The 12,595-nt window shown below is 49.9% G+C and carries 12 protein-coding genes; 4 read left to right on the top strand and 8 right to left on the bottom strand.

What is annotated here, in order from left to right:
* Positions 1 to 3: 3 nt before the first annotated feature.
* From M3089_RS02915 to M3089_RS02885, 7 genes are all read right to left on the bottom strand, one after another.
* Complete coding sequence (locus tag M3089_RS02915) at positions 4 to 3,120, bottom strand: hypothetical protein (RefSeq protein WP_249081651.1); 3,117 nt, start codon at positions 3,118 to 3,120, stop codon at positions 4 to 6.
* Positions 3,121 to 3,140: 20 nt separating this feature from the next.
* The gene (locus M3089_RS02910) at positions 3,141 to 3,908 is read right to left on the bottom strand and encodes a hypothetical protein (RefSeq protein WP_249081650.1); all 768 of its coding nucleotides are present in this window, start codon (positions 3,906 to 3,908) and stop codon (positions 3,141 to 3,143) included.
* Positions 3,909 to 3,911: 3 nt separating this feature from the next.
* Positions 3,912 to 5,057 (bottom strand): hypothetical protein, encoded by a 1,146-nt coding sequence (locus M3089_RS02905; protein ID WP_249081649.1) that lies wholly within the window; start codon positions 5,055 to 5,057, stop codon positions 3,912 to 3,914.
* Positions 5,058 to 5,062: 5 nt separating this feature from the next.
* Positions 5,063 to 5,695, bottom strand: a complete 633-nt coding sequence (locus M3089_RS02900) for a hypothetical protein (RefSeq protein WP_249081648.1) — start codon at positions 5,693 to 5,695, stop codon at positions 5,063 to 5,065.
* Positions 5,692 to 6,099 (bottom strand): hypothetical protein, encoded by a 408-nt coding sequence (locus M3089_RS02895; RefSeq protein ID WP_249081647.1) that lies wholly within the window; start codon positions 6,097 to 6,099, stop codon positions 5,692 to 5,694. The genes M3089_RS02900 and M3089_RS02895 overlap by 4 nt, the downstream gene beginning before the upstream one ends.
* A gap of 73 nt (positions 6,100 to 6,172) precedes the next feature.
* Complete coding sequence (locus M3089_RS02890) at positions 6,173 to 7,627, bottom strand: SU10 major capsid protein (protein WP_249081646.1); 1,455 nt, start codon at positions 7,625 to 7,627, stop codon at positions 6,173 to 6,175.
* Positions 7,628 to 7,670: 43 nt separating this feature from the next.
* Complete coding sequence (locus tag M3089_RS02885) at positions 7,671 to 8,459, bottom strand: hypothetical protein (RefSeq protein ID WP_249081645.1); 789 nt, start codon at positions 8,457 to 8,459, stop codon at positions 7,671 to 7,673.
* 121 nt (positions 8,460 to 8,580) lie between these two features.
* Here M3089_RS02885 and M3089_RS02880 point away from each other — a divergent pair, with 121 nt between their 5' ends.
* Genes M3089_RS02880 through M3089_RS02865 form a run of 4 tightly spaced genes read left to right on the top strand, consistent with a single transcriptional unit; the run spans position 8,581 to position 11,953 of the window.
* Entirely contained in the window at positions 8,581 to 9,012 is a 432-nt protein-coding gene (locus M3089_RS02880) for a hypothetical protein (protein WP_249081644.1), read from the top strand.
* The gene (locus M3089_RS02875) at positions 8,973 to 9,482 is read left to right on the top strand and encodes a rhomboid family intramembrane serine protease (RefSeq protein WP_249081642.1); all 510 of its coding nucleotides are present in this window, start codon (positions 8,973 to 8,975) and stop codon (positions 9,480 to 9,482) included. The genes M3089_RS02880 and M3089_RS02875 overlap by 40 nt, the downstream gene beginning before the upstream one ends.
* On the top strand, positions 9,479 to 11,569 hold the full coding sequence (locus M3089_RS02870) for a terminase (RefSeq protein WP_249081641.1): 2,091 nt from the start codon (positions 9,479 to 9,481) through the stop codon (positions 11,567 to 11,569). The genes M3089_RS02875 and M3089_RS02870 overlap by 4 nt, the downstream gene beginning before the upstream one ends.
* A gap of 18 nt (positions 11,570 to 11,587) precedes the next feature.
* Positions 11,588 to 11,953, top strand: a complete 366-nt coding sequence (locus tag M3089_RS02865; protein ID WP_249081639.1) for a hypothetical protein — start codon at positions 11,588 to 11,590, stop codon at positions 11,951 to 11,953.
* 150 nt (positions 11,954 to 12,103) lie between these two features.
* Here M3089_RS02865 and M3089_RS02860 read toward each other — a convergent pair whose 3' ends face one another.
* A complete protein-coding gene (locus M3089_RS02860) occupies positions 12,104 to 12,571 on the bottom strand; it encodes a hypothetical protein (RefSeq protein ID WP_249081637.1) in 468 nt (155 codons plus the stop codon).
* Positions 12,572 to 12,595 lie beyond the last annotated feature (24 nt).

The raw sequence follows: 12,595 nt of genomic DNA, 5'->3' as shown, positions 1-12,595 counted from the left end.
TTGTTAACCTAAAATTATTCTCTTGTAGAAGTTCAGACACCAGTTTTGCATCGGATATTTCTTGCCGACAATGGACTCTCCCTTGACATCCACCGGACGGTAGTTCACGGGGTTGAACGGTCTTGTCTTGTTCAGTCCTCCGCTTGCCCCTCCGTAATTGGAGGTAAGGACTATCGGGCCGTCCTGTTCTATTGCATCGAACAGCACCTTGTCGCCGTATGAATATCCTGTTGACGAAAGGTAGTTCTCGTCCAGATATTCAAGCTCTGAAAGTTCCTCCTCGGTGGCTTTGGTCGAACCGTTCCATCTGTTGCTTGTCCGCAATGTCGTGCCGCTGCTGTATGGCGTGCCGGTATTGTCGTCCTTGTTGGATGTCAAGCGGTAGGTTGTGCCGTTGGAGTGCTCGTACAGGCATTTATCACCGTATGAGTAGGTCTTTTCTGCGCTCCATGCCTCAAGCGTGGACTTGTCGTCATCCGTGGCCACCGCCGCGCTCCAGTTCGTGAACGTGGTGCGGCTTCCGTGGTCGCCAGCGTCGTTGCGGTAGTCGTTCAGGGCTTGCCACGTGTCGCTGTCACGCAAATTTCCTGCGCCTTGGTTGTGTCCGCTGTAGCCGCTTTGCCCTTGCCCGGCATAGGTTACTTCTACTGCGCCTGTGAATTCCTCAATCTCACCGCAAGTGAGGATAACGCAATTCTCTACAATGGCAATGTCCGTTATGGTTTGTATGAGTGAGGAATTTGACGTGATAGTCTTTGCCGCGTCAAGTTGCTCTACCGTTCCCATGCGTACCGTAAAACCGTTGGTTTTATACACATTGTCTATCGTGTATTTGTCGAAACGCAACGGTGGAACTGGCGTGTTCATGTAGATGTATATTTTGTTACCCTGTACCTCATAGTTGTATGGCTGCAATGGGTGCCAGTCTATGCCTTTCAGGTAAACGTTGTAAAGTGCCTTGGCGCAATACTCGCCAAACCAACGGTAGCCGTTCATGGCCAAGTGTCCGCCGTTGTAGTCGGGGGTCACGTAGGTCGGTCCAACCTGCACAACGTCGTCTTGGTCTTCCGCCATCTGCGCAGTGGCTTGGTTGATGGTCATGTAGGCGTTTCTTATGTAAGTGCCGCACACTGAATAGGGCATGAACACGGGGCGGCATTGCTGGTCGTCGCCGAATATCTCCTTTGCCAAGGCGAAAATGTCCTCTTTCAGATAAGTCAATCCTTTATAGTATGCGTCATAGCTCCCGCCCATGGTCATTGACGTAGGCGATGATTGCGCTTGCTCCGTGGCAACCTGCTTCCATTCCTCATAGGTCTTTCCGATATGTCCTGTGCCGTAGTCAGCCTCACCTTGTTTCCAGAAAACTGCGCTGAGGCTGATGGTCTTTCCCTCGTTGTCGGCAATGGCTTTCACGGCTTGGAAGAATGGCTTGACACGTGCGTCAAGGTTATGCTCGTTGCAGTATGGGTAGCGTGCCGCACCTGAAAGTTGCGCTACTGTCCTGCCTCCTACACCGAGTGAGCAGGCAATGAACTTCGTGTTCTTGTCCCATGGGCGTTCTTTCTTGTACATGTTCACAAAGGCGTTGACCGTGGACACAATGGTGTCTTGGCGTGTACCCGTGCATACACCGTCATCTCGTTTCGTTCCTCCGCAGCTCAATGCTTGCAGGGCTGTGCCGCTGGTGTTCCATACATTACTGCCGAGCATGAAGCAGTTGTCTGTCGGCTGGTCGTAAAAGCCTGCCGGGTTTTCCGAGCCGTTGGATAGCGATTGGCCGTACATCATGATGATGCAATAGTCGGTCTTTCCCGGCTCTTGCAGAGCCACATTCCCTAAATATGCTCTGCCCTGATTTCCGTCATACATAACTTTTTCTGTGGCTATATTGTTTTCTTTAGTTTGCTGAATACCCGATACTTTGGTAGTAAGGTTTTCCAGCGTGGCGTATATGTTCTTTAGGTCGCGCTTGGTCGCTTCGGGTGTCCCTTTGGGTTGGTACACGGTGCCGTCACTTCGGATACCCCAACATACTTTTCCCTCTGCATCCAATATGACATAGATAAATTCCATGTCCTCGGCATAATCACTGAATGGCAGTTTGAACTTGGGAGAGTAGAATGAGCCATCTTTAAGCACACCGAAAAGCAGATGTTCGTCTTTGTCCACAAACATAAGGGTAAATTCCTCGCTTTCGGTTACTTCGCACGTACCCATACCTGTAATCTTGTTGGCTACGATTGCGCCGTCCTTGTCTATACCGGCCAGCAAGTTTCCTTGGCTGTCTGTCAGTCCGAACAGGAAGCGTTCGGAGTCCACAATGTCAAGTTTGCTCTTATATCCGTCAATCGTTATGCCTTTCTGCACAATGACGTGGCCTTTGCTGTCGATGTCAAACAGCGATATGCCGTTCTTGTCCACTATGTGGTAAAGGCTTTCCGTACCGGTCTCCATCACCTCCTGTTTGGCTCCGTTCATTGCAATGTTCTTGGAGAAGTGGAAGTTTCCGGCAGGGTCTATCCCGGCAATCACGTGATTGTCCTTGTCCACAATGGCTGCAATGTAGTTGCCTGATTGCCGGATGTCTATCATGCTTGTGCGGTCGGATACTTCTTTCTCCAATATTTTGCGCACTTCCTCAGGAATACCTTTGGGTTGGTACACAGAACCGTCATGGCGTATGCCGAACAGAAGTAAGCCGTCTGCATCCGTGATCCCGTAAACGAATTCGGAATTTTCGATGATTTTGAAGCAACCGTTGAATATCTCGGTCACTTTCCTTGCGGTTTCGGCTTCCTTATTGGCTTGCGAGGCAGCTTCAAGTGCGCCCTCTGTGGCTTCCGTGGCGGCTTCCGTAGCGGCTTCTGACGCTTCCGTGGCTGCATTAGCATTTTCGGTGGCTGTGCCTACTTCTTGCAGGGAGGCGGTAATTCCTCGCGCGTCCGCTATATATCCCCATTTGTCCGCATCTTCTTCAAAGGTGGCAGAAGATACGTGGTCTACCAAGGCATATAGGCTGCTACGGTCATGTTCCGTCATGTCGTCTTTTCGATACGGCGTGTTAGGTTGCCATTCCCCGCGCTTCCTGAAACCTATTGTTCCTAATACTTTGCTCATATTGTATGTCTATATTTTGATTAAACCAAAAATAACAGCCCGTCCTCGTTGACGAAAAGCGGCCCGTCATAGTCTGAAGGATAGTCCACGTTCAACGTCATTTCCTCGTAGTCTATCCATATTTTGGGAAGCACTTTCATCTCTCCGTGATAGTAAAGGATGTTTGCGTCAGCCAAAAAAGCGTATTCTTCGCCTACGGTTATCGCATGGCCGTTGAGGATTGCATGATGAAGCATTCCGTCTTTCCCTTGTATTACGTACAGGGTATTTTCATATTTGGGCGACTGTTGGTATTCTTCCCATGTCATTACTTCTACCACGCCTTTAGGGATGTTGACAGAACCGTCATCGCGTATGCCGAAAAGCAATCGGTTGCTTTTGTCTGTAATCACAAACACGTATCCCTCGCACTTCTCTATCTGAAACGATTTCATGCGCTCGGCTATCTCGTCAGGAATGCCTTTGGGTATCTTGACACTGCCGTCCCTGCGTATTCCGAACAACAGGTGATTTTCTTCATCGACAATGGCATAGATGAATTCCTCGTTTTCTATCTCTCTGCCAATCTCGAAAATGCGCCAGCGTCCGGTTGCCTCGTCTTGCTCGTATGAAGAATTGTATTTGTAGTATGCATCCTCCGTGGCCACATAAGCGGTGAAACCATCAGGAACGCTGGTCTCGTCTATGTTCTTCAGGTCAGTCAGGTCGGTTATTTCCTGACGCAAGTCGAGGAATTTCTTTCCCGAATACCTGAAGGTGTCTATAAGTTGTATTCCGCCTGTTGCCATACCTTATTTATATATTTGGGTAACTCCTGATGAGGTTACCGGGGTTGTCAATAAATAGCAGTTATAGTTCACGCCACCCACATTGACTGTCCAAAGTGTGTAGCTGTCTATTACTTCGTAGCCGTTTCCGTCCTTTATGCTGATTAGTTTTCCGAATGACGCAGGATAACAATAGGCTATCTTGCCGTTGCTCGTGCTGATACCGGTTTGGGTTGAAGCACGTGAGGTCTGCAACAACTTCGTAAGTGATTTTACCGAGGTTTCCGTGGGTGTCCAGTCTGCCTGTACGCTCCCGAAATAGGTCGGATATACCACATGGATTTGTTTTGTCGCGCTGCCTGTTACATTGTCATACACGGCTGTCAGGGTGTAGCTTAGGGTCTTGGGGGAGTTTTCGTTGATGGTTATTTCTTCCATTGTGGAATGTTTTTCCTCACCGTTCAATGTAACCTCGCTCTCGTCAGACACTTCCGCTCCCCTGCGTTCAATCTCCCATGTAAGGGTTACTTTTGTGCTTACGCCTACCTCTACAATGTCGGGAGACGCACTCATCGTAACAGTTACAGGCCACACCGTTGCATCAAGATTTATAAGGGTTTGTTTGTCCGAGGCGGTCATCATGCCTGCGGTTTGTCTGGTTACAATAGGCACGTTTACTGTGAAAGGTGCTTCTGTTCCGTCAGGTTTCTTCATCTTGAATGTCAGCGTCACGGTATTGGCGGTTGTATTGAACGTAACGCTGCTGCCTAACAGTACACCGTCTGCAATGAATTCTTGAATATCCTTTACATCATCGTCAAGATTGGCTACATCTTCCTCCAGTTGGTCAAGATACAAATTCACTTCGCCGCCTTGCTCGCCTGTAGCTACCCATTCTCCGCCGTCTGAACGGTACACGTCGGCAGGCAATGTGTTTCCAACAAGTGCATACCAACCCGGCATGGGGCGTGGATATGCTTCTTTTAGAGCGTCCAACGAGGCATACAGTCCTTTACACGGGCCTTTGATGTTCTTTGCGTCCAACCAACCTTTGATGACTACATTATGGCCGAACACGGAGTTGCCACGCACATTCAGGTGTCCGCCGGCGGTGATGTCGCGGCTTGTCGAAAGGTTGCCTTGTATGTTCTCGTTGTATATGCTGCTCATAACTTTTAATCTAACAGTGATTTACTAAGTTCTACCATCGTGGTTGACAGCTGGTCGCCTATGCTTGCCAATGCCAGTGCAGCGGCACGGTAAACGGCGGCGCGGTAGCATTTCTCGCTCACGTCTATGCCTCCGTCAATGTCTATTTTCGGCAGAGGCACATACACGGCTTGGTCAACGGTGGCTGTGTCGTCTTTGCAGGAAAAGAATTCAAGCACCTGCCCCTCGGCTCTGTTCACGATGGCTACAACAGGCTTTTCGGGATTGCCGCAAATGCCTTTCCACTTTGAGAACTGCCGGGTATAGATTGGGTCGTCTTGCGTGATGGCTTCCGATATGCTGTGCCGCCAGTCGCTCATCTTGAATACGACAAGCCGCATGAAGTCGTCGGGCAGCAATATCCATCCTTTGCCGTCCTCTCCCCACGTCACGGCTTCCCCGAACTGGTGGCCTTGCTCCAACAGGTTAAGCGGAGCTTCCATTTCCACCATGCGCACGGCGTCAACCAATTTGGCGTAGATGATGTCATCGAGACTTACCGTGTCCAAATCATCATCTGCCAGCAACGGGGTGCTGTTGTGGTTCATGTCTATCGCCACGCGCACGGCTTTTGCCATATCTTCTGCCTGTACTATCATTCTTCCAATCCCTCAAATTCAATGTTGTGCGCCTTGGCCGCTTCCATGATGGCTTTCTCCGAACGTAACGACGTGCGGCTAATACCGAAAGTGTCGGCAAGGAAGTCTTTTGCCGCAGCGAGGTCGCTCACGCTCACCTTTCGTATCTCGTCTTTCTTTTCATTGGCGGCAGCTTCCTCGGCTTCCTTCTTGGCTTTGATGTCAGCCTCGCTCTCGGTGCTTACCAACTTGAACAGCTTGCCGTACTTGTAGTGGTGTTCAAGGGCGTACTGTACATCCGGGTTGTCGGTCGTATATACGCTGCTCCCGTCCGACTGGGCGGTGAACGCAATGTGCATACTTTTCTTGCTCTTCAGCACCACGTTGATGCTTATCGAGGTCTTTGATTTATAATGCTTTTTCATATTTCCGTTCTGAATAATTTGTTCAGGGAGGATTTTTGTGTCCTCCCTGAACGGTTGGTGTCATTGGTTGTCTTTATGCGCCTACTCCTTTGGGGGCTTGGGCGAGTTTCATGCGTGCGTGTGCCTTGGCATAGCGCAGGTACAGGCAGCTTACCTCCTGAATAACTACTGCATCCGTACGGCGGATGCCGGCCTTCTGCAAGTCAAGCACGTTACGCGCCCAGCTTACATGGGTCTTTTTCGACAGATATTCGGGATCCATCGCAAAGCCGCAGTCGCTCATGCCGTTCATGTCGAACAGTTCGTGATGGATGGTCAGCACTTCGCCGAAGTCGGTGTCCCAGCTCTTGAATTTCAGGTTCCATACTTCAACAGTGTCTTTCAGGCGGAATTTCTCACTCTTGATTTTAGAGAAAGCGGCAAGCATATCCGAACCACAGAACAGGATTTTGCGTTTATTTCCGATACCAGTGCCCACGAACAGGTCTTTGGTGATGTCCACAAGGTTCTCGTCAGTAATCTCGGCACATTGTTTCTCCTCGTTCCATACACCTACTTCGATGTCCTTTCCAGCCATGTACCACAAGCCGCCGGTGAACCATGTCAGCATACCGTCCTTACTTACGTGTTTGATTTTATTCTTCACGCCGAACAGATAGCTGTTTTCCATAGCAAGACGCATATCATAAATGCCGTCCTCCTCGATGTCGGAGAAGCCCCAGTTTACTTCTTTCTTGGCAATCTTGTCAAATGTTGACTGCTCAATCTGTATCATGAAGTTCTGACAATACTGTGTTTCTGGCATCGGGATGTTGTTGAAGCGGCCGGTCTGCACGTCAAGCTCGCCGCACGCCTTGCCCATGCGCACAAGCACGGTGTTTTTCGGGATTTGCGGAACCCATATCGGCTGCTTGCTTGACGAGTCCATCGCGCCGTTTACTGCATATACGGTAGGCTTGTTGGTCGACGGGTCTTTTCCGCATACGCACAGCACGAGGTCGGGCACGTTGTCGCCTTCTTCGTATGGCTGTCCAGTATCGGGGTTGGTAACTCCTTTAACACCTACCACGCGGATAGTGTCGTCCAATGTGAACATATTGGTGTCGCTCACGGGCAATGTGGTGCTTGCACCGCTCGCCATGGCCGTTACAGCTTCTGTAGTCGTACACTTGATTTCTCGCGTGCCTACGCTGTAATATTTCACCTCGAAGCTGTCGCAACTGCTTGATTTCGCATATCGGCTGATTTGGTCGATAGGCGTTGCCATAGGGCGGATTTTGACAATGCGTTTGTCCACGTCCGCCATGTAGAAATTCGGGTCGCCGTCCGCACGTCCTTGCGTTTCGGTAGCAATGCCCGCTGTCGGGTCGCTGCCTCCGTCACCGTCGGCTCCTGCGTTTGTCTTACCTGCATCGGGCAATGATGAGGCATCAGCCATCATCACACCGCTCGACGCACCTATCACAACAGCTAACAGCGTCAGCATGATGCGATACAGAAAACTCGTACTTTTCTTTAACGTCTTCATCTTTTTGTTTTTTAATTATGATTTATGAATTGTGAATAATGAATTATCTTGCCGGCCTGCGTTTTTCACCGCCGCGTTCCCAAATGGTCTGACCTCCGTCGTCGTAGCGGTTCAGTACACCTAAGTCGGGCATATCCCTTGCTTTGCCCTGTCCGCCGTTCTTTCCGTCGAGATTGGCCGTTCCGTCTCCACGTTGTCCCCGGCGTAACTTTTCTTCAATGCGCGTGTTGCGGCCTCTCACTTCGGCCTCACGTGCTGCCGTGGCCACATCGTCATCATGGTTGATTGCGCTTAATGCCATTTTTATGCTTTCGGGGGTGAACTTGCCTACAATGCCGTCTTTCATGATGCCGACAAGAAAACTCATCGCCTTGTCTATGTCGTCATCGCTGTAGCCGTCTTTCTGCTGCATCTGTTCGAGCGTTTCAAGGGTTTTGGTAATGTTCTTCTGATACTGCTCGTCAAACTCCTTCTCCTTGGCCAGTCGGTCGGCATATTCCTTGCTGGCTGCGGCAAGCTCTTCCTGCTTGGCCGGGTCTTTCAATTCCTCCACGAAGTCATCTCCGAACATTTCCACCAACGCCACGGCAGGGTTCTTGCCTTTCCGCCATTGGGTAAGGAATGCGGCACTACGGGGGTCGCTGGTAAACAGGTCGGAAAACGCTTTCTCGCGTTCTTTGTAACCGGCTATCTCCTTGTCGTAACCGTCGTAATCTTCATTGACTTGCCCCCATAACGCTTCATCGTCGGCAAATTCGCGGTCGGGATATTTGGACTTCATACGCTCGGCGTATCGTTCCCGGTTGCTCTTAACTGTTGATTTATCAGGCATATTCTTGATTTTTAATTGTTTTGCTCTTTGTCGCATTGCAAATTTAAGGGAACAAACAAATCCAAACGGTATAACTTTTTACGCACCAATGGTTAACTTTGAAACATAGAAGAAACTTTTTATGAAGCACCACGGAGCGGTTATGGAGTACGCGGAGGAACGGATGCAAGACCTCATGCGGGCGTATGACGAATACATTTCATCATGCGACTATATCCGTATGCCCGATGTATATGCCGCTATCGTGAACATGGAGGCACGCCGCTTTTGGGTAAGCGACATAAGGGCTACCAAAGTAATATACGCCATGCTCCGTGGAGTAACCATCAAGGGTATGCGTCCTTTGAAGCGTGAGATGTTCGAGGAAATCCTACGGCGCGTGCTTGCCATGCGCAAGGCACGTCCTGAACTTACCGTTCGGGCGTGTTGCAGCATTGTGGTGGCCGGTCCCGCTCCCAAATTCTATCTCACGCCGGGGAGCGCAAAGATTATGGTCTGTAAAGCGCGTAAGAAATGGGTACAGGAAAAGTTGAAAAGGTTGCGGCTATTGTGATTGCGTTGCTCGTGACGGTCTTGTCATTCTTGCAGGTTGCCGACTGGCATTCGGTCGGCATATACTCGCATTGCCATTTGTCTGCACGACTGGCGTATCCGTTTTTTCATGCAAATCTGTTTCATGCCTTGCTCAATGCGTGGTGTCTGCTGTCAATGGTTTTCATCTATAAGGTATCGCTGTTGCGTATGCTTTTTGCCTACACGGTGGCCGTTACCATGCCTGTTGACACGCTCGGCGCGTTCCTGCCTTTCAATAATCCCACAGTAGGACTTTCAGGCGTGGTCTATGTGCTGTTCGGGACAATCTCGTTCGAGGTGGCTCGCAAGCGGTATTTCCAGTGCTGGATGCTGTTCTACATTGCCGTGGGCTTTTTCTTCCCGAACACCAACGCATGGCTGCACCTGTATTGTTATCTCTTCGGTTTCATCGCCGCGTTGTTGAACAAACCCATAAATCGTAAGACATGACAAGGGAGGAAGCAATACAGGCTATAATAAAGGAAAACGAGAGGCGTAACGCGGAGATTTATGCCAAGTTTGACCCTGTAAGTGGCGAAGGTTCGGTAGGCGAAAGGAAGAAAGTTGTCATCGACGATTTTCCTGTTTCTGTGCAGTGGCTTCCGGTGGAAATGCTGCGTGTGCCGCTCGTCAGGCAGATTGTGGAGTGTGGCTCTGTACGTGCTTTCCTGACGGACAACCTGAATGTGGAGTACACGGAGGAAGACCGACTGAAAGTCATTGAGCAGTTTGTCCGCATCCGTTGCCGTTACGACTTTGCTTTTTGGGCGGCTGTGTTTGTGTACATCAAGCGTAAGGGCGGTGGTGAGGATATTCTTTTCCGTCTGTCACGTCCGCAAAGGCGGTTTGTTGAAAGGCTTGAAAGATTGCGAAAGGCCGGAAAGCCTATCCGCATAGTGCTGTTAAAGGCACGCCAATGGGGTGGCTCTACCGTATCACAGCTTTACATGGCTTGGTTGCAGCTCGTCCATAAGGTTGGCCTTAACTCGCTCATCATCGCGCATCAGGGTGCTGGCTCGGACGAAATCAAGGATATGTTCGACCGTATGATCAAGGCTTACCCGGTTGAAATGCTGCACAAGCTGGGCGAGGCTTACGACGCGAACGAGCCTAAGCTGGTGGGTGTAGGAAAGTCAGGCAGCATTTACCGAGTGCCGCAACGCAACTGTAAAATCAAAATCGGCACGGCGGAACGCCCCGACAGTTGCCGTGGCGGTGACTACAACCTTGTGCATCTCTCCGAGGTGGGCTTGTGGAAAGCCACAGAAGGAAAAAAGCCGGAGGACATCGTGCGCTCCGCCTGTTCAGGCGTGCTTTACCGCCCTTACACGATGATTGTCTATGAGAGTACGGCCAACGGTACGGGCAATTTCTTCCAACGTGAGTATGACATGGCCAGCAAAGGCAAGTCACAGTTTGAGGCAATGTTCGTTTCTTGGTTTGACATTGAGATTTATTCCACGCCTGTTGATGACATCTTGTCTTTTGCTGCAAGCCTTTACGACAACCGAAACAACGATAATGTGGCTTCTTCGCGCGAAGAAAGCGGAAAATATCTTTGGTGGCTGTGGGAGAAAGGGGCTACGCTCGAAGCCATACACTGGTACATACTGGAACGTGCCAAGTATAACGAACACGCTTCCATGGCTTCCGAATACCCCTCCGACGACGTGGAGGCGTTTGTGCATTCCGGCACAATGGTATTCGACAAGTACAAGGTGGAGGCATTCAAGAAATACTGCAAAGAGCCGCGTTTCGTGGGGGATGTGTATGCCGATGCTGACGAGGGCAAGAACGCGCTCAAGAACCTGCGCTTCGTTGAGGACAGGCAGGGTGTGTTGTGGATATGGGAGAAGCCGGAGATAGACGAGGACGAGAAAGTAACCAACCGCTATCTGACGGTTGTCGATGTGGGCGGACGTTCATCAAAGGCCGACTGGTCTGTCATAGTAGTGTTCGACCGCCTTTTCATGGCTGAAGGGGGCAGACCGGCTGTCGTGGCGCAGTGGTACGGGCATTGCGACATAGACTTGCTGGCGTGGAAAGCGGCGCAGATAGCGGCGTTCTACGACAACTCCCTGCTCGTCATCGAAAGCAATACACTCGAAACGCACGACAAGGAACGTGATGTGGATGGGGACCAGTCTCAGTTCATCCTTAATCAAATTAAGGGGGTCTATCCCAACCTCTATGCACGGAAACAGTCGGAAGAGGACATACTGCAAGGCCTGCCCACTAAATACGGCTTCCATACCAACGTGGCTACAAAGCCGATGGTCATATCCACGATGGTAAAGGTTATTCGTGAGAATTTGTATGTGGAGCGCGACGCGCGTTGTCTGGACGAGTACCTTACCTACGAGAAGAAGCCTAACGGCGCATACGGCGCGATTATTGGCAAGCACGACGACCTGCTTATGACACGTGCCATAGGACTGCACATCTGTTTCTACGAAATGGAACTGCCCAAATTCGTGAAACGCACGAAACGTATGTTGGTGAAGAAGAAAAATGCTGTTTCAGCAGCGACAATATAAACTAAAAACGGATTTGTTATGAACGTATTTCAGAAATTGAAGGCAAGCCTCCGGTTGCGTGAGGCGGTAAAGAAAGCCAAGGACGCACACAGTCAGACTGGTGAGCGTTATTATGTAATGCCTCTTTCGGGGAGCAAGGGTAAACTTATCATCATGGATAGGTTCAACTTCCGCAAGCTCAAACAGAAAGGGTATATCTCCTATGAGGCACACGTGCGCGACCTCGAAAAGGAGTGTTTCTACTTCACGCCCTATCGTAACGGAACGTGCGGCATTGTACCTGAAGTGGAGAACTTTAAACGGCAGCAGTATTACAGCTGGTATGCCGAGTGTATCAGAAACCATAAAAAGAAGAAACACCATGAAGTACACGACAAAAAGTAAACAGAATTTGGACGGCGTTCAGACGCTGACAAATGACCCGCTTGTTACGTATCAGGTCGTGGGCGGAGGTGCGACAAAGGTTAAGCGCTTAAAGATGCGCAAATAGCAAACGAGGCGGATTTCATCGTTTGATGTCGTCCGCCTCGTTTTTTACCCTATACTTTCGGCTTTTATTCTTCGCTCGTTTCCGCGTTCCCAAATACTGCTTCCGTTATATTTGAAGTTGGCCAACTGTTCCATTTCTCGCTTCTTGCGTTCTTGCCACGGTTCAAAGTCGAGTACTTCTCTTATAAGCCACTCGTCCCATGTGCCCCTGAAACAAATGCCCCGGTCGTCCAAATAGACGTCTGCAATAATCTTTCCGCTCGTATTGTCCGGCTGATTAGGATTTTCGTTGATGTAGTCGTAGGTGATGTTGTTGTCCTTCAGCCATTTTTCCAACTTGTCGGATTTTTTCCTCGTGGTGAAAATAATGATTGTCCACCCTTGCTTTTTCAATACAGATGTGCCGGTGTCCGCGTTGGCTATCATGTTGCCAAACACGTCTTCACCTTGCCAACCTTGGCTGTAATCGTGGATTACGCCGTCGAAGTCAATGCAAATTGTTTTTTTATCCATAACTTTATACTTATTTTTTGATTT

The organism is Marseilla massiliensis (genome assembly GCF_023336985.1).
Taxonomy (GTDB): Bacteria; Bacteroidota; Bacteroidia; order Bacteroidales; family Bacteroidaceae; genus Prevotella; species Prevotella intestinigallinarum.
This window is presented reverse-complemented; position numbering and strand designations above follow the sequence as displayed.